The organism is Nakamurella multipartita DSM 44233, assembly GCF_000024365.1.
Taxonomy (GTDB): Bacteria; Actinomycetota; Actinomycetes; order Mycobacteriales; family Nakamurellaceae; genus Nakamurella; species Nakamurella multipartita.
Genome location: NC_013235.1, coordinates 4,172,556 through 4,198,694, shown reverse-complemented (window position 1 = coordinate 4,198,694; position 26,139 = coordinate 4,172,556). Strand labels below are relative to the sequence as shown.

The window sequence follows — 26,139 nt, the reverse complement described above, 5'->3', positions numbered from 1 at the left end:
GGGACGACGGGAGAAAGGCCGCCATGGGTGTTGAGCGCCGGTCCGGTGACCTGTCCGGGGCGCAGTTCGTCGACGCCGACCTGCGGGGTGCGCGGTTCGCCCGCTCGGATCTGTCGGGTGTGGTGATGCGGGGCGTCCAGCTGGACGGCGCGGACATCGATGCGCCCTGGTTGTCCGAGGCCGACAGTTCCCTGCGCGTCAACGGTGTCGAGGTAGCCGCGCTGGTCGAGGCCGAACTCGACCGCCGCTTTCCCGGGCGCGGCCAGCGGCGGGCCACCGATCCGGACGGGCTACGCGCGGCCTGGACCGCGGTGGAGCGGACCTGGGCGGGCACCCTGGGTCGGGTCGCAGGGATGCCGCGGGGGACGGTGGAGAAGTCCGTGGACGGCGAATGGTCCTTCGCCCAGACCCTGCGGCACCTGATCATGGCCACCGACACCTGGTTGGGTCGGGCCATTCTCGGGATCGAGCAGCCCTATCACCCCATCGGTCAGCCGAACGCCGAGTACGAGTCCGACGGGTACGACATGACGGTCTTTGCCACGACCCCACCGTCGTATGCGCAGGTGCTGGCCGTGCGGGCCGACCGGCTGACCATGGTGCGGGACTTCCTGGCCACGATCGGCCCATCCGAACTGGACGCCGAACGGCGAAACCCCTGGGCGCCTGAGTATCCCGAAACCGTCCGCTCGTGCCTGCACGTGATCCTCGGCGAGGAGTGGGAGCACCACCGGTATGCCGTCCGCGATCTCGACGCGCTCGAGGCCCGGCCGGGCCCACCCACGTGAGATCCGCTAGCCGGCGGCCCGGATGCGAGCCGCCTGCCGGATCAGGTGGTCGCGTTCGGCGACGGTGCCGGCTCGCCGGGCCGCCTCGGCGTACGCCGCGGCAGCGGCCGGACCCTGCCCACCGAGTTCGTAGAGATAGCCGCGGACCGCGTGCCAGCGATGCCGCTCGCCGATGACCTCGCGCAGCCGTTCGGTCTCGCGCAGCCCGGCGGACGCGCCCAGCACGTGGCCGACGGCAACCGCCCGCCCCAGCACGGCGGCCGGATCCTGACGCCGTGGATCGTCGGTGAGGGCGACCAGATCGTCGTACCAGGCAAGGATCTGCGGCCAGTCGGTCTCCGCGGCATCGACGGCGTCGTCGTGCAGGGCGGCGATCGCCGCCTCGATCTGGTAGCGGCCGGGTCGCTGCGCGGCCAACGCCGATTGCAGGACCCGCACGCCCTCGGCGATCTGCCGGGTGTCCCACCGGCCGCGATCCTGCCGATCGAGGGTGACGATCCGCCCGTCCGCGTCCACGCGGGCCGCCGACCGGGCGTGGTTGAGCAGCATCAGCGCCAGCAGGCCGTGCGCCTCGGGCTCGTCGGTGCCCAGGGTGAGCTGGCGGGTGAGCCGGATCGCCTCCCCGGCCAGGTCCACCCGCTCGTGGTGACCCGTCGAATAGATCAGGTACAGCACCCGCAGCACGACGGCCAGGTCGCCGGGCCGGTCGAGCCGGCGCCCGCGCAGGGTGCGCTTGGCCCGGCTGATCCGTTGCGCCATCGTCGCTTCCGGGACGTAGAAGGCGTCGGCGATCTCCCGGGTGGTCAGACCGCCGACGGCCCGCAGGGCCAGCGCCATCTGGGACGCGGGGGCGAGTTCGGGATGGCAGCAGCAGAACAGCAGCAGCAGCGTGTCATCGCCGTTCTCGGTCGCGCCCGGCACCGGCTGGACCTGATCGGTCACCTCGCGGCGAGCGCGGGCGGCGGCGCTGCGCCGGGCGTCGATGAGCCGCCGGGTCGCGACGGCCGTCAACCAGGCCCGGGCATCCCGTGGGGGGTGCCCGGGCCAGACCCGGATCGCCTCCAGCAGCGCCTCCTGCAGCGCGTCCTCGGCGGCGTCGAAATCCTCACCCCGCCGGACCAGGCCGGCCAGCACCCGCGGGACGAGGGCGCGCAGGGCGTCCCCGTCCCACGACGGCGCCGGCGGTTCGGTAGGGTTCATCGGATCAGTCGCCGGCGGGCAGCTCGGACATGACCTCGCGGACGTCGATCCACTCGTACAGCGGTTCGCCGCCCGGGCCCGGCTCGGACGAGACGTAGGCGGCGAGTTCGATCGCCCGCTCGTGCGAATCCACGTCGATCATGAACCAGCCGGCGACCAGATCGCTGGTCTCCGGGTGCGGGCCGTCGGTGCTCACCGGAGCGGCGCCGGGACCGCCGTAGCGGACCCAGGTCTGGGTCGGCGTCAGCGCCTGGGCGTCGACGAACTCGCCGTTGCGGGCCAGCAGGTCGCTGACGTGCCGCTGGAAGGCGATGTGCGCCTCCACGTCCTGCGGGTCCCACTGGTCCATCGGGGGCACGGGGCGGTGCGCCGCCGGGCCGCCGCGGTAGTGCTTGAGCAACAGATACTTCGGCATCGTGATCTCCTTCGTGGTGGGCCTCGCCGGGGGAGGCCGGTATCAGGGGAGCGGAGCCGGTCGGCCGTTCTCGACACGCCACCTCACCTGAATTCTCCGGATGGTCAGCCGGGCAGGGGCAGCCCCACCGCGGTCAGGAGTACGCCCGCACCCGCGGCGGCGAGCAGGGTGGGCACGACCCCGCGGCGCAGACCCAGGATCAGGATCGCCGCGCCGGCCAGCACGCAGAACTGCCACGGCTGGGACAGGGCCCGGGCCAGGCTGACCGCCGAGCCGGCGATGGCCCCGATCGCCGCCGGGCCGGCCCCGTCGAGGAACGCCCGGGCGCCCGCGTTGGCCCGCAGCCGGTCGAAGTGCCGGGCCCCGGCCAGGATCAGCAGGAACGACGGGGCGAACGCGACGGCGGAGGCCAGCAGGCCGCCGGTGAGTCCGGCGGCCGCGTACCCGACGACCGCCACCGTCTGCACCACCGGACCCGGGGTGATCTGGCCAAGGGCGACGGCGTTGAGGAATTGCCCGTCGGTCATCCAGTGGTAGCGATCGACCGCGTCGGCCTGCATCAACGGGATGATCACGAAGCCGCCCCCGTAGGACAGCGCCCCGACCTTGAACGCCACCCAGGCCACCGCGGCCAGGACGCCGGCGCTCGCCCCGGTGGCCATCATCGGCGCCGCGAGCATGGCCGTCGGCCGGTTCTCGCGGGGGAGGCGGGCGGTCAACTCGACGACGCCGCAGGCCAGCAGCACGAGCACCACCCACGGCCCGACGGTCGCCGCCGCCAGTACCCCGGCCAGGACGTAGCCGACCCAACGCGCCAGGCGGGCCCGGCCGACGTCCCGGGCCCGCCGCCAGCTGGGGGGAAGCAGATCGGCCGCCGCGTGCACGGCCACCGCGGCGACCGCGGCGCCGGCGCCCGCCCCGGCGCCGAGCACCCAGCGTGGCGGGTCCTGGGCCAGGAACAGCCCGGCCAGGGCCAGGATGACGATCAGGCCGGGCACGATGAACGCGAGACCGCCGACCAGCGCGCCCAGCCGGCCCCGGACCCGCCAGGCGCAGAAGATCGCCAGCTGGGTCGAGGCCGGCCCAGGGAGCAGGTTGCAGGCGGCGACCGCGTCCTCGAACTCGACCGCGGTCAGCCAGCGCCGCCGGTTTACGCACAGCTCGCGCAGCATCCGGATGTGGGTGGGTGGCCCGCCGAAGCCGACGCAGCCGATCCAGCCCCAGGAGCGCAGCACCGTCGCCAGGCTCGGCCGGACCGCGTCGGTCGGCTCCGGCGCGCGGGCCCCGTTCATGGCACCTCCCGCCGGAATGACGATGCCCTGCTCTGGCCGAGAGCATAGGACCGGCCTGCGCCGTCGATGACGCTCGGACCGGCAGGATATGCAGCCCGCTGTCAATCACGGTGAGGGGTTCGGGGGTCTGACCGGTGTGTGATGTCCCCGCCCGACGGTCGGGCGCCCGTCGTCGACGTGGCGGCCCTGGACTCCGCCGCGCGGCTGGTGGGGGACCCGATCAGGGTGCGCTGACGACGCCCTCGTCGCCCGGCCACTCGGGCCACTGCGGCCGGCTGGCGCAGGCGGGCCAGATCCAGCAGGCGTCACACTCCCGGCAGCGCCACGTGCGGTGGCCGGTTCCGGTGCAGGCCACGCACGGATGGTTGCCGATCAGCACCGTGTCGGTGCCCAACGGATGACCGTTGGGACACCGATCGGGCATCGCCTCGGCGAGCTGCTGTCCCCGGACGCGGTAGTGGCGGGTGGAGAGTCCGAACTCCCGCGGCGTCAGCATGCATCATTAGAACAGGTGTACGAAGGTGGTGTCGAGCGGTCAGCGAGCGGGGGCGGCGCCGGGCGGGCCGCCGAACTGGCTCGGTTGCGCGCGCCGTGACGACGAACGGCGGACTGCACCGATGATGAGCAGGATCAGGCCGACCACGGCGAACAGCCCGCCGAAGATGACCGCCACGATCCAGGCGAACCCCTTGGCCGCGGTCGACAGGGCCGGGGCCACCGCGACCACCGCGCCGTTACCGGCCACCGTGATGGTGTAGCTGCCCGTCGTCGGCGGCGTGAAGAGCGCGACCTCGGCGTAGTTCTGGTTGTTATCGCCCACGCTGTTCACGGTCGCGCCGGTCTTGCTGACCGTGACCGCGCCCGACGGGCCGGTCACGCTGATGGCGGTGGGCTGCACCGTGGTCGCGGCGCCGGTGCCCTGGGTGGCCTCGTACACCGCGTAGGTGCTGCCGCCGTCGAGCTGGCTGGTGAAGGTGGCCGGCGCGGTCTGTGCGGCGCCGATCTTGCTCAGCAGCGAGGTGGCCGCGTTGACGGTCATCACGATGCCCAGCACGATCCCCACGATGCCCAGCCCCAGCAGGACGGCTCCGGTGATCAGCATGCCCTTGCCTCGGGGCGGGGGTGGGGCGGGTACGCCCGCGGCGGGGTAGCTCATGGGTCCTCCGGAGGTGATGTGACGGCGCGCCAGTGATTGTCGGTCCGCGCTGCGACGATTGCCGGATGGGACGTCACCTCGTTCGGGTCAAACCCGGTCGTCGGTCACGGCGTGGGCCGGCGCGGCCTGGTCACCCTGGGTGGATTCGAGGGCGTGCCGGCCCGGCGAGGCCGACTCGCGGATCAGCCGGGTGACCACCCGCACCATGGCCGCGTCGGTCTCGGCCGATTCGACCTTGTCGGCCGGCAGCCAGTCGCGCAGCTGCTCGCGCAGGTAGTCCCGCCAGGCCAGGGCGATCGCCTGGCCGGCCTGCTCGCCGCGCGGGGCCAGGTCCAGCCGGTCGCCGTCGCGGACGAGCAGCCCGTCGGCGACCAGCTCGTCGTAGAAGCTGGTCAGCACCCCCTCCGGCACGCCGACCCAGTCCTCGATGGTGGACTGGGTGACCGACTTCTGGTCGAAGAACCATTCCCGGATCAGCACCTGCGACAGGCCCCAGATCTGCGCCGTCGACAGGCCCGTGCCGGCGGACTGCAGGACGCGGTCGCCGACGTCCGGCCCGCTGCGGCGCAGCGCCCCGGCCACCAGATCCTCGAGCTGGTCGGTGGAACCGGTGGGGTGCGGCATCGCGAAGCCGGCGCCCGGTCCGGAGTCCAGGTCCTTGGCGATGCCGCGCATCGTCACCTGCGGCATTAGCAGGGCGACCACCAGCGCGACCACCGCGAACGGCACCGCCCCCAGGAAGACCAACTGGAACGAGTCGGCGTAGGCGGCCACGATCGGTGCCTGCTGAGCGGCCGGCAGCGCCTGCAGGGCCGCCGGGTCGGTGGCCGCGCGGGGGTCGAGCAGGCCGGCGGCCAGCACCGCCTGCGGCAAGTGGTCGTCCAGCGCATTGGCGTAGATGGTGCCGAAGATCGACGCCCCGAACGAGCCGCCCAGGGTGCGGAAGAACGACACCCCCGACGTGGCCGAACCAAGGTCCTCGAAGGAGACGGTGTTCTGCACGATCAGCGTGAGAATCTGCATCATCAGGCCGATCCCGGCGCCCAGCACGAGCATGAACAGCGCCTCGAGCCAGTACGAGGTGCCCACGCCCATGGTCGAGAACAGGTACAGGCCCAGGCCGGTGACCACCGCCCCGGCGATGGGGAACATCCGATACCGGCCGGTGCGGCTGACGAAGTTGCCCGAGGCGATCGCAGTGATCAGCAGGCCGACGACCATCGGCAGCATGCGCAGCCCGGACTCGGTGGCCGATGCCCCGCCGACGAACTGCAGGAACGCGGGCAGGTAGGTGATCGAGCCCATCATCGCGAAGCCGACGATGAAGCTCAGGATCGAGGAGACGGTGAAGACCCGGCTGCGGAACAGGTGCAGCGGCAGAATCGGTGCCACCGCCCGGCTTTCCACGAAGACGAAGATGGCCAGGGCGACCACCGACCCGACGAACAGCCCGATGATGGTCGGTGATCCCCAGGCGTACTCGTTGCCGCCCCAGGTGGTGGCCAGGGTCAGGCCGGTCGCGCCCAGGCCGATGAACAGCACCCCCAGGTAGTCGACCGGCACCTTGCTGCGCTCGCTGAGCCGGGGGATGGTGGTGGCGGCCATCGCGATGACGATCAGGGCGATCGGCACGTTGACGTAGAACGCCCACCGCCAGGACAGGTGGTCGGTGAACAACCCGCCCAGCAACGGGCCGATCACCGTGGTCACGCCGAACACGGCGCCCAGCGCGCCCTGGTACTTGCCCCGCTCCCGCAGCGGGATGACCTCGCCGATCAGCGCGGTCGCGGTCACCGCCAGCCCGCCGCCGCCCAGCCCCTGAATGGCGCGACTGGCGATCAGCATCTCCATGTTCTGGGCCAGGCCGCAGAAGAAGGAGCCGATGATGAACACGGCCACGCTGATCTGGAAGACGATCTTGCGCCCGAACATGTCGCCGAACCGGCCGGCCAGCACCGTGGAAATGGTCTCGGCCAACAGGTACGACGTGACCACCCAGCTCATGTGCCCGGCTCCGCCGAGATCGCCGACGATGGTCGGCAGGGCGGTCGAGACGATGGTCTGGTCCAGGGCCGAGAGCAGCATGCCCAGCATGACGGTGACGAACACCAGGTTCATCTGCGTGCGCCCCATGGGCGGCCGCGCCCGGGTGCCGGGGCCGGTGGCAACGGTCTGGGTCATGGCGCGCCCTTCTCACGGAGAGTGACGCCTCCGGCACTGTGCGGAATCGTCGATGCGAAGAGTAGGCGCCCGGCCCCGGGACGGCGCATTGACACGGCCGGACGGCCCATTGACACGGCCGGACGGCCCATTGACACGGCCGGACGGCCCATTGACACGGCCGGACGGCCCATCGACACGGCCGGACGGCCCATTGGAACGGCCGAGTCCGGCCGAAGCTGGGAGCATGGTCGGGCATGAGGATCCTGGTGGCCGCCATTCCCGCCTACGGGCACCTGTTTCCGGTCCTGCCGCTGGCGGCGGCGTGTGCGGCCGCCGGGCATGAGGTCACGGTGGCCACCGGCGCCCCCTTCCTGGGTCGCCTGCCCTGGCCGACGGTGCCCGGGATCGCGCCCGGCGTCGAGCTCGACGCCGTCGTCCGGGAGACCCAGCGGCGCCACCCGGACCGGCACGGACCCGACCTGGCCGTGGCCATGTTCGCCGACACCACCGCCGAGCTGGTCAGTGGCGCGCTGGACGAGGTGTTCGCGCAGTCACGACCGGATCTGGTGATCTTCGAGGCGATGAACGTCGGGGCGGCCGTCGCCGCCGACCGGCACGACATCCCGGCGGTCGGCTTTGCGATCGGCCTGGCTCCGTTCGTCGTCGACCTCATCCACACCGCGGTCCGCGACTTCCAGGGCCACTTCTGGATCGACCGCGGCCGGCCGATGCCCACCGGGACCGGGCTGCTCGGCGCCGCCCTGATCGACCCGTCGCCGCCGTCGTTGTCCGTCACCGCCGGGCCGGCGCCGGCCGTCCCGCGCTGGCCGATCCGCTCGGTGGCCTACACCGACGGCTCGTCTCCGATCCCGGACTGGCTGGTGGGCAACCGATCTCGACCCGTCGTCTATCTCACCCTGGGCACCGTGTCGTTCGGGGCGGTGGAGGTGATCCGGCGGGCCATCGACCAGATCGAGCCGCTGCCGGTCGACCTGCTGGTCGCCGTCGGGCCCGAGGGCGACCCGGCCGCCCTCGGTGCCGTCGGTGCGCGCGTGCATGTCGAACGGTTCGTGCCGCAGGCCCAGGTGCTGGAGCGGATCGAGGTGATCGTGCACCACGGTGGCACCGGCACCGTGCTCGGTGCGGCCGCCGCGGGCGTGCCTCAGCTGATCCTGCCGCAGGGTGCCGACCAGTTCCTCAACGCCGACCTGGTCACCCGGGCCGGCATCGGTCGGGCACTGCGCGCGGACGAACAGGTGGGCGGGGCGATCACCGACGCCGTCCGGGTCCTGTTGGACGCCGGTCCGCCGCGGCAGCGCGCCGCGCAGCTGCGGGCCGAGATCGCCGGGATGCCCGCGCCCGAGACGATCGTGCCGCGACTGGAGAAGCTGGTCGCCGGCGGCTGACCCGATCTGATCGAGACCGGACGGCGTCCGACCGGGTCGGGCTCGATCAGGGCAGCACGGTCGCCGTGTCGAACCAGCGGGTGGCCGGATCGGGCCGCACCGCGCGCGGCAGATCGGGCAGCAGGATGCGCTCGGTCCAGGTGGTGATCCGCCCCCGGTCGAAGCCCTCCGGCAACGAGACCTCGGCCCGGTAGACGTCGTCGGACGGGTAGTAGAGCAGGAACCAGGTCTTCAGGTGGCCGCCCCCGGCGGCCCGGCCGGCGGTGGTCAGCTGCATCAGCCCGCCGAACTCGAAGGTCAGCTGGCCGTTCGCGTGAATGGCCTGCTCGGTGGCGTAGCCGCGGGCATGCCGCGGCCCGACGCCGGAGCTGGGCCGGCCGGTGCCCTCGTCCCCGGTCGCCAGGACCAGGGCGAAATCGCCCGACGGGTGGATGGTGCGGGCGAGATTGTTCGGGTTGTCGTAGGTCCACCCCCGGGGAATCAGCTGTTCGCGCAGGGTCCGGGTGGCTCGACCCCAGCGCAGCAGTCCCTCCAGGATCGGCGGGTCCAGCGGTGAACACAGCTCGGACTCGCGGTCGGCGGCGGCCAGGGTCGCCGCGATCACCTCGACGCTCAGGCCGAGTTCCGGCAGCCGTTCGGCCCCCGAGATGGTCGGTGTCATGGCGCACGTCCCTTCGCTGTGCCGTACCGGGTCTGGCGGCAGTGCTGCCTGCAGCATGCCGGTCGGGTCCGACAGTCGGCGTTGCCCCGCCGTTCTCCGCGTGTTTTCTTGACTGATTCAAGTTCAGCCGTATGATCATGACCATGCATCAGGGGGGCGACGTCGAGCAGCAGCTGCGCGACGTGGGGCTCCGCGTCACCCGGCAGCGCACCACCGTGCTGTCCGCGGTCGCCACCCACCCGCACGCCGACACCCAGTCGATCATCGACATCGCCCGTCGCTCGGTCCCGGATCTGTCCCACCAAGCGGTCTACGACGCGCTGCGCGCCCTGACCGCGGCGGGCCTGCTGCGCTGCATCGAACCCGCCGGATCGGTGGCCCGCTACGAGACCAGGACGGGCGACAACCATCACCACCTGATCTGCCGGACCTGCGGGGCGATCGTCGACGTCGACTGCGCCGTCGGTGCCGCTCCGTGCCTGACCCCGGCCCAGGACCACGGCTACTCGATCGACCAGGCCGAGGTTCTCTACTGGGGCCGTTGCCCCACCTGTGTTTCCGCCGACTCCTGAAATCCCCCAACCCGAAAGGATTGTGCGTGTCCGACCACGATTCCACCCGTGACGATGCGGTGCTGAGCGAGATGAACGAGCCCGAAGAGGCGGCCGGCAAGTGCCCGGTCGTGCACGGGGCGTTGCCGTACCCGACCGCGGGCGATGCGAACCGGGAGTGGTGGCCGGAGAGCCTCAATCTGAAGATCCTGGCCAAGAACCCGGCCGTGTCCAACCCGATGGACACCGACTTCGACTACCGGGCCGAATTCCTGAGCCTGGACCTGGCCGAGGTCAAGAGCGATATCGCCGCGGTGCTGACCGATTCCAAGGACTGGTGGCCGGCCGACTGGGGCAACTACGGCCCGTTGATGATCCGGATGGCCTGGCACAGCGCCGGGACCTACCGGGTGCACGACGGGCGCGGCGGGGCCGGCGCCGGGCAGCAGCGATTCGCGCCGTTGAACTCGTGGCCGGACAACGTCAGCCTGGACAAGGCGCGGCGCCTGATGTGGCCGGTGAAAAAGAAGTACGGGCGCAAGCTGAGCTGGGCCGACCTGATCGTGCTGACCGGCAACGTCGCTCTGGAAACGATGGGGTTCGCCACGTTCGGGTTTGCCGGTGGCCGGGAGGACGTGTGGGAGCCGGACAACGACGTCTACTGGGGCCCGGAGACGACCTGGCTCGGCGACGAGCGGTACACCGGTGACCGCGAACTGCAGGGTCCGCTGGCCGCGGTGCAGATGGGCCTGATCTACGTCAACCCCGAAGGTCCCAACGGGAACCCGGACCCGCTGGCCTCGGCCCGCGACATCCGCGAGACGTTCGGCCGGATGGCGATGAACGACGAGGAGACCGTCGCGTTGATCGCCGGCGGCCACACCTTCGGCAAGACCCACGGCGCCGGCCCGGCCGACGCGGTCGCGGCCGAGCCCGAGGGTGCGCCGATCGAGCAGATGGGGTTGGGCTGGAAGAGCAGCTACGGCACCGGGGTCGGCGCGGATGCGATCACCTCCGGTCTGGAGGTCACCTGGACCTACCACCCGACCCGGTGGGACAACGAGTTCTTCCACATCCTGTTCGGGTACGAGTGGGAGTTGACCGAGTCGCCGGCCGGCGCGCACCAGTGGCGTCCGGTGAACAACGGCGGCGCGGATCTGGTGCCCGAGGCATTCGGCACCGGACGGCGGGAGCCGCGGATGCTGACCTCTGATCTGGCGCTGCGGGTCGACCCGGTCTACGAGCAGATCTCCCGGCGCTTCCTGGAGAATCCGGAGGAGTTCGCGGACGCGTTCGCCCGGGCCTGGTTCAAGCTGACCCATCGCGACATGGGTCCGCGGCCGCGGTATCTGGGGGCCGAGGTGCCGGCCGAGCAGTTGCTGTGGCAGGACCCGCTGCCCGAGCGCACCGGTGAGCTGTTGTCGGACACCGATGTGGCCGCCCTCAAGTCCGCCGTGCTGGAGTCCGGACTGTCGGTCGGGCAACTGGTCTCGACCGCCTGGGCGGCCGCGGCCTCGTTCCGCGGCAGCGACAAGCGGGGTGGCGTCAACGGCGCCCGCATCCGGTTGGCGCCGCAGAGCGGCTGGGAGGTTAACAACCCCGACCAGCTCGCGATCGTGTTGCGCACCCTGCAGGGCCTGGCCGACAGCTACGCGGCCGAGTCCGGCAAGCCGGTCTCGCTGGCCGACCTGATCGTCATCGCCGGCGCGGCCGGGGTCGAGAAGGCTGCTCGGGACGGCGGTGTCGAGGTCACGGTGCCGGTGACCGTCGGCCGGGTCGATGCCAGCGCCGAGCAGACCGACGTCGACTCGTTCAGTTACCTGGAGCCGGCCGCCGACGGGTTCCGCAACTACGAGGGCAAGGGCAACCGGCTGCCGGCCGAGTACCTGCTGGTCGACCGGGCCAACCTGCTCACCCTGTCGGCGCCCGAGATGACCGTGCTGGTCGGCGGTCTGCGAGTGCTCGGGGCCAACTACGACGGTTCCAAGCACGGCGTGCTGACCGACCGGCCGGGCGTGTTGAGCAACGACTTCTTCGTCAACCTGCTCGACTACGACACCGAGTGGAGGCCGACCGACGAGAGCTCGACCCAGTTCGTCTCCGGCGACGGAGCCTGGACCGGGACCCGCGCCGATCTGGTCTTCGGTTCGAACTCCGAACTGCGCGCGGTGGCCGAGGTCTACGCCAGCGACGACGCGAACGGCAAGTTCGTGCGCGACTTCGTCGCCGCCTGGACCAAGGTCATGGACCTGGACCGGTTCGACCTGCGCTGAGCCCAGTTCTGCCGCCGACGGTGCGGCCCCGGCCCTCAGGGCCGTGGGCCGCACCGTCGAGGTGTTTCGGGGGCCGCCGGGGCGTGGCGGGTCAGCTCGACCGGGTCACGATGACGCGGTTCGGCGGTGCTGCAGAGGAGCCTGCTGGTCGTGGTCGGCCAGGGCGCTGCGGAGCTGCCGCCGGGTGATGCCGCCCAGCTTGGCGTAGACGTTGCTCAGGTGGTACTCGATGGTCTTCACACTGACGACGAGATCCGCGGCGGCCTCACGGTTGGTCTTGCCATCGGCGATGAGGCGAGCGACCACCAGTTCCTGGGAGGTCAGGCCGATGCGCAGGCGTTGCCGGGTGGTGCCTTCGACGGTGATGCCGCAGGCGCGCAGCTCGGCGACAGTCTGGGCCAGGAACGGGGCCGCACCCAAAGCGGTGAACCGGTCGCCGGCGGCGGTGAGCAGCTTGGCGGCGGCCTTACGCCGGTTGGTCCGGACCAGGTGCCGGCCATGGGCGAGCTCGATCAGAGCCTGCTCGTAAGGCATGGCCAACCGCTGGATCTGCCCGGCGGCCAGCTGGAATGCCTGGTCCGCCACGCTGTCCCGGCCCGCCCGGGACTCCAGCGAACCGCGCGCCCGGGCGAGTCGGGCAATCGCGGAGGCGCGCCGGCGGCGGTGGGCCAGCAGCTCATGGGGGATCAGGAACGCGTCCGCCTCGGCGGTGCGACCCAGGGCAGTCAGGGCGTCGGCGTAGAGCTCGGGCCAGGGCCAGATCCCCGGCTCGTCGATGCCCTGACGGGGGTGCATCGCGCGGATGGGGTCGAGCAGGTCCAGGACCCGCTCGGGCTCGTCCCGGGCGGCGGCCAGCTGTGCCCCGGCCAGGGCGGCCGCGGCCACTGCCCGCTCGTAGGAGCTGGCCTCGGCGGTCGCGAGATCGGCGTAGGTGCGGGCGGCCGCCCACTCGCCCCGCGCGGCCGGAATGACGACGGCCATCCCGAACACCAACGAGCGCAGGTAGTCCGACTCCGATTCGGTGGTCAGCGCGATGGCGTTCTCGATGTGGACCAGGGCCTCGTGCCAGGCCCCGGCGAGGTACTCGGCCCGCGCGAGGTGGGCGTAACTGAACGCCGCGGTGTTCAGCGTGACCAGTCGGGCGGCGTCGACCGCAACCGCGTGCAACATGCTGCGGGCCGTGACGAGATCGTCGTTGATTAACCGGAGCCAGCCGTGCGCGGCTCCGTGCTGGACCCGGCGGGCGTCCGGACTGCCGTCGATCGTGCCGGTCACGTCTTCGACCACGGGCAGCGCCTCGCCGAATCGACCGGAGTAGCCAAGGCCGAAGGCTCGATGCGTCTCGGCCACGAACCGCATCGGGTCGTCGGGTTCGGTGAGGTCGATGGCCTTGGCGCTCCAGGTGGCGGTGGCCGGGCCGTCCAGCCGGCCGTGGAAATGGATCGCGCTCTGCAGCGCGATGGTGGCCGCCAACTCCCGGTCGGCGGCCGGATCGACCTGCTGCCAGGCACTGCTGAGCAGCCGCCCCGCCTCGGCGGGCCCCCGGGTGGCCGTCGCCAGGTACCCCAGGGTGCTGTCCCGCAACGGGCCGGGCGGAAAGGAGGCGACCTCCTCGGCCAGGTGCGCGGCCTGGGACGCCGCGCCGGCGATGACCAGAAAATTGACCGCCCGCAGGAGCCGGCGTTGCCGATCCGCCGGCTGCGGGCTGAGCCGGCTACTGCGGACCAAGTGCGTGGCGGCACTGACCCACTCGCCGTTGTGAATCTCGGTGGCGGCGAACGCGGACAGGTCGGCGGCCAGCCCCTCGTCCGGTTGCCGGGCCGCCGCGAACCGGTGCTGCAGCACCGTTCTGGTGTCGTCCAGCAGTTGGGCCGCGCGAGCGTGCAGCGCGGAGCGGTGCGGGGGGTCGATCGCCGAGTACACGGCCGACCGAACCAGCGGATGGGGAAAGCGGACCGATCCGGGATACGAGGCGTCGACCAGCTGCAGCAGGTCGGCCCGCTCGGCATCGGAGATCGCTTCCAGCGCGTGCGGGAGGTCGGCCAACTGGGCGGTCAGGGCCAGCGGGGCGGACAGGCCGATGACGGCCGCCGCGTCCACCAGCCGGCGCCCGTCGGTGCTGCACCGCCGGTAACGTTGCCGGACCAGGTGCCGGAACGACCGGGGCGGCGGCAGGACGTCCTGTGCTCCCCAGGATTCGGGCGGGAACTCCCGGAGCAGCTCGCGGGCGAACAACGGATGCCCGTCCGTGCCCGATCGCAGCCGCCTGGCCGCCCGAGCCGGGAAGCTGCCGATGCCGAGCTTTCCGGCCAGCTCGGCCAGTTCGTGCTCGGCCAGCCCCCCCAACCGGATCTCCGTGGCCAGCTCGCCGCGGACGATGCGCAGCAGCCCGTCCGGCAGCTCGTTGATCGACTCCTCGCGAACCGCGAGGATCACCAGCAGTTGGTCGGCCTGAAGCCGGCGCAACCCGAAGGTGATCGACTTGACCGAAGGGTCGTCGGCCCACTGGATGTCGTCGATGACCAGGACGGCCGGCCCGGCCTGTTGCCGCTCGCCGAGCAGGGCCAGCAGCTGGCTGCCGATGGCGATCGGGTCGGGCACCGGAGCGACCTGGGCCAGCTGGCCGGCCAGCTCGAGGCCGGCCGGCCCGGCCGACGCCGCGAGCTGCCGGACGATTCCGTAGGAGTAGAGCATTTCGCTGTCGTCCCCGCCCGCGCGCAGGGACGTGACGTCACGATGCCGGCGCAGGAACCCGTCGATCAGCGTGGTCTTGCCGATCCCGGGCTCACCGACCAGCAGGACGACGTGCGGGGCTCCGGCGCGGGCCTGGACCAGAAGCTCGTCGAGCGTGTCCAGCTCGGTGTCCCGGCCGACGAAATGATCGGACATCTGACCTTCTGCTCGCGGTACCGGCCCGGCGCCGGCTCAAGCGGCTCCACCCTAATCGACCGGCCTGGGGCTTGAGCCGACAAACCCTGGGGCTCGTCCCTAGGGCTGCCGACCGGACGGATGACCAGTATTGATCTCGGCCGCAACGGGGCGGCGCACCTGGTCCGCCCGGACTGACCGCACCGGCCAATCGACCCCGCAACCGCATGCTCAACAACGTGTTTCGATCACAGTAAGGAGTCCAACGATGGGATCCCCCCTTCGTATCGCAGTGCTCGGCGGTGGCCGGATGGGCCAGAGTCACGCCCGCCAGATCCTGGCCAATCCCGACACCGAACTGGTCGCGATCATCGACCCGGCCACCGACCAGCCGGCCCGGCAGTTCGGAGTCGCCCATTTCCCGGATCACCCGAGCCTGCTGGCGCAGGCCCGGCCGGACGCGGTGATCGTCGCCACCCCGAACGACCTGCACGTGCCGACCGCCCTGGACTGCCTGGCCGCCGGCGTGCCGGCGCTGGTGGAAAAGCCGGTCGGGGTGAACCCGCAGGAGGTCGACGAGCTCGCCGCCGCGGTTCAGACCACCGGGGTTCCGGTCCTGGTCGGGCACCACCGGCGGCATCACCCGGTGATCGGCGCGGCCAAGCAGTACATCGCCTCGGGCGAGCTGGGCCAGCTCGTCGCGATCAACGCACTGTGGCTGACCCGCAAGCCCGCCGACTACTTCGATACCTGGCGCTCGGCCGCCGGGGCCGGCGTTCTGCTGATCAACCTGGTGCACGACATCGACGTGCTCCGGTACATGTGCGGCGAGATCACCTCCGTGGTCGCCCTGACCAGCTCCGCGGCACGGGGATTGGTCGTCGAGGACACCGCCAGCCTGACCCTGCAGTTCGCCGGCGGAGCTCTAGGCAGCATCATCGGCTCGGATGCCGCGGTGGCCCCCTGGGGCTGGGACAAGAACTCCGGCGACGACCCCTACTTCGCCCAGGAGCCGGACCAACCTTGCTTCATGATCGCCGGTACCCGGGGCTCCATCCAGGTCCCACAGCTGGCCACCTGGTCCTACCAGGGCCAGGCCGACTGGACGGCCCCGCTCACCCGCGACCAGGTGCCGTTGCCGGCCGGCGGAGCGCTGGACCGGCAGCTCGCCCACTTCGTGCGGGTCGCTCGCGGGGAGGTGCCGCCGTTGGTGTCCGTGCGCGATGCCGGCCGCACCATCGCGGTCGTCGATGCCTGCCACCGGGCCGCCCGGACCGGACAGCGGGTCGACGTCACCGAGACCGCCGACCGGCTGACCGCACCCCCCCTGCAGGCCGCCCGATGAGCTGGGATCCCCACCGGCTCAGCCTGTCCCACCTGTCCCTGCAGGACCTCACCCCGCCCGAGCAGGCCGTCGCGGCGGCGGCGGCCGGGTTCGGCAAGATCGGGATCCGGGTCTGGTCCGGTCCCGGCGTGCTGGTGGCCCCGATGCTCGGCGACACCCCTTTGCTGCGCGAGACCCTGCATGCCCTGGCCGAGACCGGTCTGGGGGTGCTGGATGTCGAGTTCGTGTCGCTGCGGCCGGACAGCACGATCGACGAGGCGTTGCCGGTGCTGGACGCCGCGCACCGGCTGGGCGCGCGGTTCGTGTTGGCGCTCATCGACGATCCGGACACCGAACGGGCAGTCACGAACTTCGTGCGGCTGTGCCAGGAGGCCGCGGTGCGGGGTCTGGCGATCTCGTTGGAATTCATGGTCTACAGCCAACTGCCCACCCTGGCGCGGGCCGTGCAGCTGCTGCAGCGGGCGGACCAACCCAATGCGGTCCTGGTGATCGACCCGCTGCACCTGCGCCGATCCGGCGGCTCGCCGGCCGATCTGGCCGCCGTTCCGACCGCCCTGATGCCGTGCGTGCAGCTGTGTGACGCCCCTGCGCAACCGGTCTGGCCCGAACCGGCCACCGCGCGGGCCGAGGCCCGATCCGGACGGCTGCTGCCCGGTGACGGTGAGCTGCCGCTGCTCGATCTGCTCGACGCGGTTCCCGCCAGCGCCGCGCTCTCGGTCGAGACGCCGGTCGCGGCACTGACCGGCCGGTCACCGCTGGACCGGGCCACCGCGGCGTTCGCGGCCGCTGCTCGCGTGCTGGCCGCGCACGCCGACCGCACCCCGGCCCCGACCAGCTGAAGCTCCCCGCACCGCCCATCAAGGAGCCCAAAGGTTCAAGGGTGCGGCGGCTGACGTGGCCGACCGGATCGGCGCACGGGCCTCGGCCGCCGGCCTGCCCCTGCTGGTGCAGGCCGCCGACGACGCCGGGGAGCGAGGATTGGTGCTGGCGGTGGAGAACCACGCCGATCTGTTCGCCGATGAGCTGGTCGAGGATCGAGGCCGTGGGCAGCCCTGCGCTCGGGGTCTGCCTGGACACCGTGAACAACCTGCGCATGCTCGAGGATGTCGATCGCGCCATCGAGGTGTTGGCGCCGTGTGCCGAGGCCGTGCACCTCAAGGACGTGCAGGCGCACCGCGGCGATCCCAAGACCTTCGCCTTCTGACCGAGTGTGCCCGTCGGACGTGGCCTGGTCGACATCCCGCGCACCCTGCGGGTGCTGCGCGACGCCCGCTTCGACGGTCTGCTGGCCATCGAAATCGATGACCTGCACCCGATGTTCGACACCGACGAGGACGCCGCCCTGACCGAGAGCATCGCCTCCACCCGGCACGTCCTGGCCACGGTGACCAGCGAGGATCCCGCCGGGACGGCGACGCGATCCTAGTTGGCCGAGCTTGCGAGGCCACCATCAACACTGAAGGACGGCCATGGAGGCAGGCCGGCGACGCAGGAGCCGGCTTGTTCAGGGCCGTCCTAGGCGGGCTCGGACGGGTTCGGTGGCCGGCGGTACCGGCGGAGCCGGCGGGAAAGCGATTGCGGCGGCAGGGCCTACCCGTCAGACTGTCGGACTCGGTGTCAGACACCGACGTTCCCGGACAGGTCCGATCGACATGAACGACCAGCGCACAGGTGTCAGCTACGGCCCCCGAGAGGTGGCTCTGGCCAACGAGATCCTGCGATCGGTGGTGGGTTCCGGCGTGCACGGCGTCGCGATCCTGGGCACCGACGATCACGACGAGATGGGTGTTTTCGTCGAGCCGCGCGCGCACGTCTACGGCGTGCGGCCGGCGCTCGATCAGCACGTCTGGCGGACCCGGGCGGAGGGGGAGCGCAGCCGGCCGGGGGACACCGACCTGGTGATCTACAGCCTGCGCAGGTACCTGCGGTTGGCGGCGAAGGGCAACCCGACCGCGCTGCTGCCGCTGTTCGCCCCGGCGTCGGACGTCCTGGTTCTCACCGAGATCGGCGCGAGCCTGCGTGCGGTGCGGTCGGCGTTCCTCAGCCAGGACGCCGTCCGCCGGTTCCTGGGCTACATGGGTCGACAGCACGAGCGGATGCGGCTGGACGGTCAGGGTCGCCCGGAGCTGATCGAGCGGGACGGGTGGGACACCAAGTTCGGCGCCCATGCGCTGCGCCTGGCCCTGCAGGGCTGGGAGCTGGCCGCGACCGGGCAGCTGACGCTGCCGCTACCGGCTGCCGAGCGGCACCAGGTGCTCGCGGTCAAGCGGGGCGATCGGGGCCGCGACGAGGTGTCGGCCGCCATCGTCGACCTGGCCCGGCGCACCCTCGCGGCGCTGGACTCCGGCCGGTGCCCGTTGCCGGCGCACGCCGACCTGGCGGTGATCGACCGCTGGTCGGTGCAGGCCCATGAGCGCCACTGGCTCGGCGAAGCGACTCGACTTTCCGCCTAACGGGTGGCGCGACGATCACGACAGTGACATTACGTAGTCGTTATCTGAGATTCACTCGATCGATGCGGCCGAACAGGTTACGGAGCGAGGACAGGACGGGCTAGAGTAACCGTCAGTGATGAGGCCCGGCGAGCCGGGGGGCTCCGGGTTTCATCGCTGAAGGTGCCGCCCCGCCGGGTGGCACACGCGGGCCGCCGGAGGTGGCGAGGCCGTTCCTACGCCGGGAACGGGCCCCATCTCCGGCCCGCCCCAATCCTGGTCTCCTCTCCGCACGCGCGGGCCGTTCCTCGAGCCGCCGTCCGGGTGAAAAGCTCGCGCGCCCGTCGGGTGGGTCGGCGTACCGTCATGTGCGGTCCCAGTGTCCGATCTAAGCCAGGTGATATCGAATGTCCGATTCATCGTCATCGGCGGGGTCCGCTCCCCGCGAACGGTTCGAAGTCGTCGTGGAGCCCGATCCCGGCGTTGCCGCGCAGGCCCGGACGGCGCAGGTGAGCGCGCTGGATCTGGATCGGCTGCCCGATCGTGACCAGGTCCGGCTGCTGGTCGACGCCGACCAACTGGACCGGCTCCGGTCCCAGGGTCTGACCGTGCGGGTGCAACGCTCGGTCCCGGTCCAGCCGCTGGACCCGGCGCTCGTCGCCACCGATGACGACGTCGCCGGGTGGCTGGCCGCCCGGTTGGGTCCGCCCGCCGGATCGTCCGACGATCCGACCGGCCCGGCCACCCCTGGGGGTCAATGATGTACCGGACCGTCGCCCAACTCGCCGCGGTGCTGAACCAGGTCACGGCCGGCGCCCCCGAGCTGTGCACGTTGCTGCCCCTGCCCGAGCGGTCGGTCCAGGGATCCGCGGTGTCCGCACTGCGCATCGCCGCCGCCGGCCCGGTGCCGGTGGACGAGCGTCCCGGCGTCCTGCTCATCGCCGGGACTCACGCCCGCGAGCTGATGAACCCCGACCTGCTGGTCGAACTGGCCGTCGATCTGGTCGCCGCCCAGCGCACCGGGACCGACATCGTGCTCGGCGGCCGGACCTGGCCGGCCGCCGCGGTCCGGGCGATGCTGGCCGCCGCGACGGTGTACCTGTTGCCGTGCGTCAACCCGGACGGCCGCACCTACGTGCTCACCGTCGACGACATGTGGCGCAAGAACCGTCGCGACAACCCGGGCACCACCTGCGACGGGGTCGACCTCAACCGCAACGCGGACATCCTCTGGGGGGTTACCGAAGGCCAGACGTCCTGCTCGCCGTGCACCGACATCTATTGCGGTTCCGGTGCTTTCAGCGAGCCGGAGAACCGGAACGTCAAGCACCTGCTGGACACCTACCGCATCGACGCCTTCGCCGACGTGCATTCGTTCTCCGAGCTGGTCATCTACCCCTGGGGGCACGCCCCCAGCCAGACGACGGACCCCACGCAGAACTTCCGCACGCTGACCACCACGACCTGCCGTCCGTTGAACCGCCCCGGCTACGCCGAGTACATCGCCCCGGCCGATCTGGCCCGGTTCCAGGCGGTGGCCGGACGGATCGTCGCCGAGATCGCCGCGGTCCGCGGCCGCCAGTACAGCCCGGAGCCGGGCATGACGCTCTACCCGACCACCGGCACCCACAGCGACTACGCCTGGAGCCGGCACCTGGCCGACCCGAACCTGCGCCGCACCGAGGGCTACACCATCGAGACCGGCCCCTCCGGTGACGACGCCCGCGAGTCGTTCCACCCCCGCGACCCCGAGCCGATCAAGCGCGAGGTCGAGTCCGGGCTGCTCGCCCTGATCCAGGCCACCGCCGCCACCGCCACCCCCGCCTGAACCCGCCCCGCCCGCCCGCCCTCCCGCCCCTCACCCTCCCGCCCCTCACCTGAAGTTGATCATGGGGAGAGTGCCGTTATCAGGGCCGGATAACGGCACTCTCCCCATGATCAACACCGAGTGCTGGGGCGCCGAGTGGGGGGCGGGGCGGGTTCAGGCGGGCCGGTTCAGGGGCAGGGGGAGCCGGCACGGGCGGCGGTAGCGTGGCCGGGTGAGCGAACCGGCCGACCGACCGACGCCGGCGCAGCTGCTGCGCTCGGTGCCGCTGGGCACGCGGATCGTGGCCCGGTACCGGACCGCCGGCGGGTTCACCGACGCGCTGGGTTACCTGCGCCGGCGCGAGCCGGACATTTGCCACGTCGAGACCCGCAAGGGTGTGGTGGCGGTCCCGCTGGCCGACGTGGTGGCGGCCAAGCCGGTGCCGGAGCCGCCGCCGCGCCGTCCGGCCCGGAGCCCGGACTCAGCCGTGCCACCAGGGGCGTAGCGGCACCCGCGAATCGCCCTTGTCGGTCGGCTTGACCCCGAGCACCTGGAACAGCTGGATGTTGTTGCGCTCGAAGCTCAACCGGCAGGCAGCCATGTACAGGCCCCAGACCCGGGCCGTGCCCTCGCCCACGTCGGCCACGCAGCTGTCCCAGTCCCGGTGCAGGTTCGCGCACCAGTCCCGCAGCGTCATGGCGTAGTGCTCGCGCAGGTTCTCGGCGTGCCGGACATCGAAGCCGGCGTCCTGCATGGCCACGATGACCCGCCCGGACCCGGTGAGCTCGCCGTCCGGGAAGACGTACCGGTCGATGAACGGCTCGGGCTTGACGGCGGTGTCGTTGCGCGGGCGGGTGATGCAGTGGTTGAGCAGCCGCCCGCCGGGCCGCAGTTTGTCGTGCAATCGCGCGAAGTAGTCCGGGTAGCGGCGCACCCCGATGTGTTCGGTCAAGCCGATGGAGGACACGGCGTCGAAGCCGGTCTCGGGGACGTCCCGGTAGTCCAGGTAACGGATCTCGGCCAGGTCGCCGAGCCCCTCCTCCTGCACCGCCCGCCGGCCCCAGTCGGCCTGCTGGCGGGACAGCGTCACTCCGAGGGCCCGCACCCCGCGCCGGGCGGCGTAGCGCACCATCGACCCCCACCCGCAGCCGACGTCCAGCAGCCGGTCGCCCGGCTCCAGCCCGAGCTTGTCGAACACCAGCGCGTGCTTGGCCTCCTGGGCCTGTTCCAGGGTGGTGTCGGCGGTCGGATACAGCGCGCAGGTGTAGGTCATCGACGGTCCGAGCACCGACTCGTAGAACTCGTTGGACACGTCGTAATGCCGGCCGATGGCCGAGGAGTCGCGCCGGCGGGTGTGGCCCAGGCCCTGCGTGACCCGCAGCCATCGCGGCGTCGCCTCCTGCGGCGGCGGGGCGACCGGCAGCAGCGTCTTGAGCCCGACTCCGCGCACCAGCTCGACGATCTCGCCGGCCGAGGGCCGGCGCAGCCGCAGTTCGTCGTCCATCAACCGGAGCAACTCGTACGGGTCGGCCGGGTGCACCCCGGTCATGTCCATGTCGCCGGCCACGTACGCGCGGGCCAGACCCAGGTCACCGGGCGCCGTGAGCAGGTAGTTCAGGGCGCGCCGGTTGCCGATGTGCAGTCCGGGAACGTCCGGCGGACCGGCCTGGCTGCCGTCGAAGGCAGTCAGCCGGAACGGCAGCGGACCGTCGGTGATGGTCGAGGCGATCTGCGCGACCGTCATCGACCCATGACGGGTCGGCGGCGACGTCGATGGGCCGGGGTTCAGGTCGGGGTTCAGATCGTGGGAGGTGATCGAGGACCGGAGGCCAGGGGACCGGAAGGTTGTCATTGTCGTCGCACCGCCTTGTCGTAGAGATCAAGCAATCGATGGGTCGGGTCGTAGGTGCTCTTGAGCTGCGCGTAGGTCGCGCCGCCGTACTTGGCGGCGAACTCCGCCCGGCTGTAGAAGGCGTCCGAGTACAGGGACTTGTGCCCGCCGAGGGCGCTGACCGTGGCCTCGATCCGCCGGTTGGTCGCCCCGGGCGGGCCGCCGGGGGCCTGCGGCACGGCGGACCAGAAGCCGATGTTGACGTAGGTCCGCTCGGGTTCGAACGGGTGCAGCGGCCAGGTCGGGGCCGTGCTGGCGGGGTCGGCGTCGCGCCGGCGGGGGATCCGCAGGGGGCACAGCCAGATGGGTTCGATCGGCACCTCGGTCAGGAACCAGGTGAGGAAGTCGGCCGTGCCCGCCAGCGGCACCTCGATGTCCTGCACCACGCGTTCCAGCGGGGGGCGGCCGTTCAGCTTCTCGATCCGGTCGGCGACGTCGAACCGGCGATCGAGCGCGACCAGCTTCCAGTAGACCGAGCTGCGCCGAAGCGGTCGCGGCCACAGCCGCCGGATCAGCGGTTGCTGGGCGCCGAACGCGCGGGAGCACCAGAACCAGTCGGTGTCCCACCGCCACAGGTAGTCGTGAATGGTCAACCGGTCGGTCGTCCGCTGTTGGATCGATCGGTAGAAGACCTGCTGGCCGGTGTAGTCGCTGGTCGGGCCGGGGTCGTGGGTGCCGCGGCCCAGGGTCAGGTACATCTCGGTCGCGGTGAACACGACGCCGTCCAGATAGTCGACGGGCTCGCCGTCGTGGGCCCGGCGCTCGCAGATCCGGCCGATCGCGTCCTGCAGCTCGGTGACGTCGTGAAAGCGAAGGTGCCGCAGCGCGACGAACGGGGCGACCGGTTCGAGCCGGACCCGCAGCCGGGTGGCGTAGCCGAGGCTGCCGTAGGAGTTGGCGAAGCCGTAGTACAGGTCGGCGTGCGGGCCCTCGGGGGCGGCAGTGACCACCTCGCCGGCCCCGGTCAGCACGTCCATCACCACGATGTCGTCGTAGACCACGCCGTTGCGGAAGGCGGCCGATTCGATGCCGCCCCCGGTGGCCGCGCCGCCGACGGTGATCGTCTTGAGCTGCGGCACGATCAACGGGGCCAGCCCGTAGGGCAGGGTCGCGGCGACCAGGTCCTCGTAGGTGCACATGCCGCCGACGTCGGCGGTCCGGGCATCCGGATCGACCGCGAGCACCCCGGTCAGGCCGCCGGTGTCCAGGCCGGGCGCCCGCGAGCGGGCGCGGGTGCGAAACAGGTTGGAGGTCTTTTTGGCCAGCCGGACCCGCTGATCGACCGGGATCGCCCGGTAGCTGGCTAGCAACCGGGCCAGGCCGGCGGCGTAGGGATTCCTGGACGCACCCCGAGTCCAGGAATCGCTCAGCGATTCCGCTGCCCTGGCCCCACCCGGCCCCACCCCGATCGTGGCGGTTTGAACGGATACATCCCGCATATCGCCCAAAGTAGTCCCGGTTGGTTACGCGCGGTTCACACAGACTGGGCACATCCGGACGTGAGTCGCGTCACAGTGGCCGTCCGTACCGGGCTGATTTACGCGTGCTCCTCCTCGGCCCGCAGCCGGCCGACCACGTGGTCCGGGGCCGGTGAGTGCCGCAGGTACTGGCGGGAATAGGTGCCGGTGCCGTGGGCCAGCGACCGCAGCTCGATGGCGTAGCGGATGAACTCCAGCTCCGGTACTTCGGCCTGGACCGACGAACGGCCGTCACCGGCTGCCTCGGTGCCCCGCACCCGTCCACGTTTGGCGGCCAGGTCGGCCAGCACCGCGCCGACGTACTCGTCGTCGACGGTGATGGTGACCGCGTCCATCGGTTCCAGCACCTGGACCCCGGCGGCCGACGCCGCCTCGCGCAGGGCCAGCGAGCCGGCCATCTGGAAGGCCGCGTCGGAGGAGTCCACGCTGTGTGCCTTGCCGCCGACCAGGGTGACCCGCACGTCGACCATCGGGTGGCCGTTGACGCCCTTGTCCAGCTGGGACCGCACGCCCTTCTCCACGCTCGGGATGAACTGGCGCGGCACCGCCCCGCCGACCACCTTGTCCACGAACTCGAATCCGCCGCCCTCGGGCAGGGGCTCCACCTCGATCTGGGCGACGGCGTACTGGCCGTGCCCGCCGGACTGCTTGACGTGCCGGCCCAGCCCGGCCCCCGGTCCCTTGAGCGTCTCGCGGATGGCGACCCGGACGCCGGAGACGGCCACCTCGATCCCCGAGCGGGTCCGGAACCGGTCCAGCAGCACCTCCAGCTGCTGCTCGCCCATCGTCCACATGATCAGCTGGCCGGTCGCCGGGTTGACCTCCACCCGCACGGTCGGGTCCTCGGCCTGCAGCCGGGCCAGGCCTTGGACCAGCTTGTCCTCGTCGCTGGACGACCGCGCCGCGATGGCCACCGGCAGCAGCGGCTCGGGCATCACCCAGGGCGCCAGCACGGCCGGGTCGGCCGGGTCGGACAGGGTGTCCCCGGTCTCGGCGTGGGCCAGCCGGGCGATCGAGACGATGTCGCCGGCCACTGCCCGTCCAACCCCGGTCAGCGTCGCGCCCACCGGGCGTGAGATCGCCCCGGCGCGCTCGTCCAGATCGTGCTCGGCGTGCCAGGACTCGTCCTCCGGATGGCCGGAGAACCGGGCGAAGTGACCGGACACGTGCACCGGCACGTCCGGCAGCAGCGTGCCGGAGAACACCCGCACGATGGAGATCCGCCCGACGTAGGGGTCGGTGGTGGTCTTGACCACCTCGGCGACCAGCGGCCCGTCGGCCTCGCCGGTCAACGCCGGCCGCGGCGCCCCGGCCGGGGTGTACACCGGCGGCAGCACGTGCTCCTCCGGGTGCGGGAACCCGCGGCAGATCACCTCGATCAGCTCGGCCAGCCCCAGCCCGGTGGTCGGGATGCAGGGGATCACCGGGTGGAAATTGCCGTGCGCGACCGCCTTCTCCAGATCGTCCACGACGGTGTCGAAGCCGACCTGCTCGCCGGCCAGGTACCGCTCCAGCAGGCCGTCGTCCTCGGACTCGGTGATGACGGCCTCGATCAGCGCGTCCCGCGTCGTCGCGATCGCCTTGCGCCTGGCCTCGTCGGCCGGTCGGGCGGTCCGGGTGCCCGAGGACAGGTCGTAGACCGTCTGCGAGAGCAGCCCGACCAGCGCGGTCGGGGGAGCGCCGATCGCCGAATCCTCGGGCAGGTACAGCGGATGCACCCCGTCGCCGAAGGCCAGCTGGCAGTTCTCCACGGCGGCGGCGAAATCGCCACGCGGCTGGTCGATGTGGGTGACTACCACGGCTCGGGGCATCCCGACGGCGGCGCATTCGGTCCACAGCATCCGGGTCGCCCCGTCGATGACGCCGCCGGCGGCGGCGGTGTCGGTGGCCGAGACCACGAACAGGGCGGCGTCGGCCGCGCGCAGCCCGGCCCGCAGCTCGCCGACGAAATCGGCGTGGCCGGGGGTGTCCACCAGGTTGATCCGCACCGGTCCGGTCATCTCCGGCACCCCGGTGGCCACGATGCTGGCCACCGACAACGACACCGAGCGGCCCAACCGGCGCTCGACGTCCTCGAAATCGCAGACCGTCGTACCGTTCTCGATCGACCCGAGCCGGGTCAGGGCGCCGGTGGCCAGGACGGCGGCCTCGGCCAGCAGCGTCTTGCCGGCGCCTCCCGGACCGACCAGGACGACGTTGCGGACCTGGTCGTCACCGGCCCGCGATCGAACGGCGTCATGAACGCTCATCTGTCGTCACCTCTGGTCGGGCGCGGGCCACGGCCCGGCGCCGCGGCGATGTCGACACCCGACGAGCGGCGGTCGAGCGCTGGCCCGGACCGGCGCCGTCGGACTCACCTGGCAGTGTGCCAGCGGAGCGCGCGACCGCAACCGCACGACCGGTGGCCCCCGCC

The 26,139-nt window shown here is 71.8% G+C and carries 23 protein-coding genes; 12 read left to right on the top strand and 11 right to left on the bottom strand.

The genetic code is table 11. From position 1 onward, the window contains the following. Positions 1–23: 23 nt before the first annotated feature. The gene (locus tag NAMU_RS18915) at positions 24–788 is read left to right on the top strand and encodes a DinB family protein (RefSeq protein ID WP_015748947.1); all 765 of its coding nucleotides are present in this window, start codon (positions 24–26) and stop codon (positions 786–788) included. 6 nt (positions 789–794) lie between these two features. Here NAMU_RS18915 and NAMU_RS18910 read toward each other — a convergent pair whose 3' ends face one another. The 6 genes from NAMU_RS18910 to NAMU_RS18885 form a co-directional block, all read right to left on the bottom strand. After that, positions 795–1,988, bottom strand: coding sequence for an RNA polymerase sigma factor (locus NAMU_RS18910; protein WP_015748946.1), 1,194 nt, complete (start codon positions 1,986–1,988; stop codon positions 795–797). Between the two features lie 4 nt (positions 1,989–1,992). Next, the gene (locus NAMU_RS18905) at positions 1,993–2,403 is read right to left on the bottom strand and encodes a YciI family protein (RefSeq protein WP_015748945.1); all 411 of its coding nucleotides are present in this window, start codon (positions 2,401–2,403) and stop codon (positions 1,993–1,995) included. A gap of 104 nt (positions 2,404–2,507) precedes the next feature. Beyond that, the gene (gene chrA, locus NAMU_RS18900; RefSeq protein WP_015748944.1) at positions 2,508–3,695 is read right to left on the bottom strand and encodes a chromate efflux transporter; all 1,188 of its coding nucleotides are present in this window, start codon (positions 3,693–3,695) and stop codon (positions 2,508–2,510) included. Between the two features lie 220 nt (positions 3,696–3,915). Beyond that, positions 3,916–4,191, bottom strand: coding sequence for a hypothetical protein (locus NAMU_RS18895; RefSeq protein WP_015748943.1), 276 nt, complete (start codon positions 4,189–4,191; stop codon positions 3,916–3,918). Between the two features lie 39 nt (positions 4,192–4,230). Continuing rightward, positions 4,231–4,851 (bottom strand): hypothetical protein, encoded by a 621-nt coding sequence (locus NAMU_RS18890; RefSeq protein WP_015748942.1) that lies wholly within the window; start codon positions 4,849–4,851, stop codon positions 4,231–4,233. Between the two features lie 87 nt (positions 4,852–4,938). Next, the gene (locus NAMU_RS18885; RefSeq protein WP_015748941.1) at positions 4,939–7,032 is read right to left on the bottom strand and encodes an MDR family MFS transporter; all 2,094 of its coding nucleotides are present in this window, start codon (positions 7,030–7,032) and stop codon (positions 4,939–4,941) included. Between the two features lie 236 nt (positions 7,033–7,268). Between NAMU_RS18885 and NAMU_RS18880 the strand changes: the two genes are divergently transcribed. After that, positions 7,269–8,420 (top strand): glycosyltransferase, encoded by a 1,152-nt coding sequence (locus NAMU_RS18880; RefSeq protein ID WP_015748940.1) that lies wholly within the window; start codon positions 7,269–7,271, stop codon positions 8,418–8,420. Between the two features lie 46 nt (positions 8,421–8,466). On the opposite strand, the gene NAMU_RS18875 is transcribed toward NAMU_RS18880, so the two are convergent. After that, positions 8,467–9,081 carry a hypothetical protein gene (locus NAMU_RS18875; protein WP_015748939.1) on the bottom strand — a complete coding sequence of 205 codons (615 nt, stop codon included), beginning with the start codon at positions 9,079–9,081 and terminating at the stop codon, positions 8,467–8,469. A gap of 131 nt (positions 9,082–9,212) precedes the next feature. Between NAMU_RS18875 and NAMU_RS18870 the strand changes: the two genes are divergently transcribed. Together NAMU_RS18870 and katG are read left to right on the top strand one after the other, a co-directional pair. Then, a complete protein-coding gene (locus NAMU_RS18870) occupies positions 9,213–9,653 on the top strand; it encodes a Fur family transcriptional regulator (protein WP_015748938.1) in 441 nt (146 codons plus the stop codon). Between the two features lie 71 nt (positions 9,654–9,724). Continuing rightward, a complete protein-coding gene (gene katG, locus NAMU_RS18865; protein WP_041370986.1) occupies positions 9,725–11,905 on the top strand; it encodes a catalase/peroxidase HPI in 2,181 nt (726 codons plus the stop codon). 105 nt (positions 11,906–12,010) lie between these two features. Here katG and NAMU_RS18860 read toward each other — a convergent pair whose 3' ends face one another. Beyond that, on the bottom strand, positions 12,011–14,794 hold the full coding sequence (locus NAMU_RS18860; RefSeq protein WP_015748936.1) for an ATP-binding protein: 2,784 nt from the start codon (positions 14,792–14,794) through the stop codon (positions 12,011–12,013). 247 nt (positions 14,795–15,041) lie between these two features. On the opposite strand from NAMU_RS18860, the gene NAMU_RS18855 reads away from it, so the two are divergent. From NAMU_RS18855 to NAMU_RS18825, 8 genes are all read left to right on the top strand, one after another. Further along, positions 15,042–16,118: a Gfo/Idh/MocA family protein gene (locus tag NAMU_RS18855; protein ID WP_015748935.1), complete on the top strand. Its 1,077-nt coding sequence runs from the start codon at positions 15,042–15,044 to the stop codon at positions 16,116–16,118. Then, positions 16,115–16,957: a sugar phosphate isomerase/epimerase family protein gene (locus NAMU_RS18850; RefSeq protein ID WP_015748934.1), complete on the top strand. Its 843-nt coding sequence runs from the start codon at positions 16,115–16,117 to the stop codon at positions 16,955–16,957. Before NAMU_RS18855 ends, NAMU_RS18850 begins: the two co-directional genes overlap by 4 nt. Before the next feature lie 203 nt (positions 16,958–17,160). Beyond that, on the top strand, positions 17,161–17,322 hold the full coding sequence (locus NAMU_RS30085; RefSeq protein ID WP_169312523.1) for a hypothetical protein: 162 nt from the start codon (positions 17,161–17,163) through the stop codon (positions 17,320–17,322). 6 nt (positions 17,323–17,328) lie between these two features. After that, complete coding sequence (locus NAMU_RS27620; protein WP_052308005.1) at positions 17,329–17,544, top strand: apurinic/apyrimidinic endonuclease family protein; 216 nt, start codon at positions 17,329–17,331, stop codon at positions 17,542–17,544. Between the two features lie 226 nt (positions 17,545–17,770). Beyond that, positions 17,771–18,571, top strand: coding sequence for a nucleotidyltransferase domain-containing protein (locus NAMU_RS18840; RefSeq protein WP_015748933.1), 801 nt, complete (start codon positions 17,771–17,773; stop codon positions 18,569–18,571). A 386-nt stretch (positions 18,572–18,957) separates the two neighbouring features. Then, the gene (locus NAMU_RS18835; protein ID WP_015748932.1) at positions 18,958–19,311 is read left to right on the top strand and encodes a hypothetical protein; all 354 of its coding nucleotides are present in this window, start codon (positions 18,958–18,960) and stop codon (positions 19,309–19,311) included. After that, positions 19,308–20,378 carry a M14 family zinc carboxypeptidase gene (locus tag NAMU_RS18830; RefSeq protein ID WP_015748931.1) on the top strand — a complete coding sequence of 357 codons (1,071 nt, stop codon included), beginning with the start codon at positions 19,308–19,310 and terminating at the stop codon, positions 20,376–20,378. Before NAMU_RS18835 ends, NAMU_RS18830 begins: the two co-directional genes overlap by 4 nt. 211 nt (positions 20,379–20,589) lie before the next feature. Next, the gene (locus NAMU_RS18825; RefSeq protein ID WP_015748930.1) at positions 20,590–20,862 is read left to right on the top strand and encodes a putative acetyltransferase; all 273 of its coding nucleotides are present in this window, start codon (positions 20,590–20,592) and stop codon (positions 20,860–20,862) included. Here NAMU_RS18825 and NAMU_RS18820 read toward each other — a convergent pair. The 3 genes from NAMU_RS18820 to NAMU_RS18810 form a co-directional block, all read right to left on the bottom strand. Continuing rightward, positions 20,839–22,101, bottom strand: coding sequence for a class I SAM-dependent methyltransferase (locus NAMU_RS18820; RefSeq protein ID WP_052308214.1), 1,263 nt, complete (start codon positions 22,099–22,101; stop codon positions 20,839–20,841). The two genes, NAMU_RS18825 and NAMU_RS18820, sit on opposite strands and share 24 nt — an antisense overlap. A 104-nt stretch (positions 22,102–22,205) precedes the next feature. Next, complete coding sequence (locus NAMU_RS18815; RefSeq protein WP_015748928.1) at positions 22,206–23,687, bottom strand: FAD-binding protein; 1,482 nt, start codon at positions 23,685–23,687, stop codon at positions 22,206–22,208. 98 nt (positions 23,688–23,785) lie between these two features. Continuing rightward, positions 23,786–25,975 carry an elongation factor G-like protein EF-G2 gene (locus NAMU_RS18810; RefSeq protein ID WP_015748927.1) on the bottom strand — a complete coding sequence of 730 codons (2,190 nt, stop codon included), beginning with the start codon at positions 25,973–25,975 and terminating at the stop codon, positions 23,786–23,788. Between the last annotated feature and the right edge of the window lie 164 nt (positions 25,976–26,139).

What these genes read in the sequence shown, in the direction of transcription:
- NAMU_RS18860 (WP_015748936.1), bottom strand. Translation starts at nt 14,794, where the DNA reads ATGTCCGATCATTTCGTCGGCCGGGACACCGAGCTGGACACGCTCGAC.
- NAMU_RS18850 (WP_015748934.1), top strand. Translation starts at nt 16,115, where the DNA reads ATGAGCTGGGATCCCCACCGGCTCAGCCTGTCCCACCTGTCCCTGCAG.
- NAMU_RS18890 (WP_015748942.1), bottom strand. Translation starts at nt 4,851, where the DNA reads ATGAGCTACCCCGCCGCGGGCGTACCCGCCCCACCCCCGCCCCGAGGC.
- NAMU_RS18910 (WP_015748946.1), bottom strand. Translation starts at nt 1,988, where the DNA reads ATGAACCCTACCGAACCGCCGGCGCCGTCGTGGGACGGGGACGCCCTG.
- NAMU_RS18815 (WP_015748928.1), bottom strand. Translation starts at nt 23,687, where the DNA reads ATGCGGGATGTATCCGTTCAAACCGCCACGATCGGGGTGGGGCCGGGT.
- NAMU_RS18915 (WP_015748947.1), top strand. Translation starts at nt 24, where the DNA reads ATGGGTGTTGAGCGCCGGTCCGGTGACCTGTCCGGGGCGCAGTTCGTC.
- NAMU_RS18835 (WP_015748932.1), top strand. Translation starts at nt 18,958, where the DNA reads ATGTCCGATTCATCGTCATCGGCGGGGTCCGCTCCCCGCGAACGGTTC.
- chrA (WP_015748944.1), bottom strand. Translation starts at nt 3,695, where the DNA reads ATGAACGGGGCCCGCGCGCCGGAGCCGACCGACGCGGTCCGGCCGAGC.
- NAMU_RS18840 (WP_015748933.1), top strand. Translation starts at nt 17,771, where the DNA reads ATGAACGACCAGCGCACAGGTGTCAGCTACGGCCCCCGAGAGGTGGCT.
- NAMU_RS18810 (WP_015748927.1), bottom strand. Translation starts at nt 25,975, where the DNA reads ATGAGCGTTCATGACGCCGTTCGATCGCGGGCCGGTGACGACCAGGTC.
- NAMU_RS18895 (WP_015748943.1), bottom strand. Translation starts at nt 4,191, where the DNA reads ATGCTGACGCCGCGGGAGTTCGGACTCTCCACCCGCCACTACCGCGTC.
- NAMU_RS18870 (WP_015748938.1), top strand. Translation starts at nt 9,213, where the DNA reads ATGATCATGACCATGCATCAGGGGGGCGACGTCGAGCAGCAGCTGCGC.
- NAMU_RS18855 (WP_015748935.1), top strand. Translation starts at nt 15,042, where the DNA reads ATGGGATCCCCCCTTCGTATCGCAGTGCTCGGCGGTGGCCGGATGGGC.
- NAMU_RS18885 (WP_015748941.1), bottom strand. Translation starts at nt 7,032, where the DNA reads ATGACCCAGACCGTTGCCACCGGCCCCGGCACCCGGGCGCGGCCGCCC.
- NAMU_RS18875 (WP_015748939.1), bottom strand. Translation starts at nt 9,081, where the DNA reads ATGACACCGACCATCTCGGGGGCCGAACGGCTGCCGGAACTCGGCCTG.
- NAMU_RS18830 (WP_015748931.1), top strand. Translation starts at nt 19,308, where the DNA reads ATGATGTACCGGACCGTCGCCCAACTCGCCGCGGTGCTGAACCAGGTC.
- NAMU_RS18905 (WP_015748945.1), bottom strand. Translation starts at nt 2,403, where the DNA reads ATGCCGAAGTATCTGTTGCTCAAGCACTACCGCGGCGGCCCGGCGGCG.
- NAMU_RS18820 (WP_052308214.1), bottom strand. Translation starts at nt 22,101, where the DNA reads ATGACGGTCGCGCAGATCGCCTCGACCATCACCGACGGTCCGCTGCCG.
- katG (WP_041370986.1), top strand. Translation starts at nt 9,725, where the DNA reads ATGAACGAGCCCGAAGAGGCGGCCGGCAAGTGCCCGGTCGTGCACGGG.
- NAMU_RS18880 (WP_015748940.1), top strand. Translation starts at nt 7,269, where the DNA reads ATGAGGATCCTGGTGGCCGCCATTCCCGCCTACGGGCACCTGTTTCCG.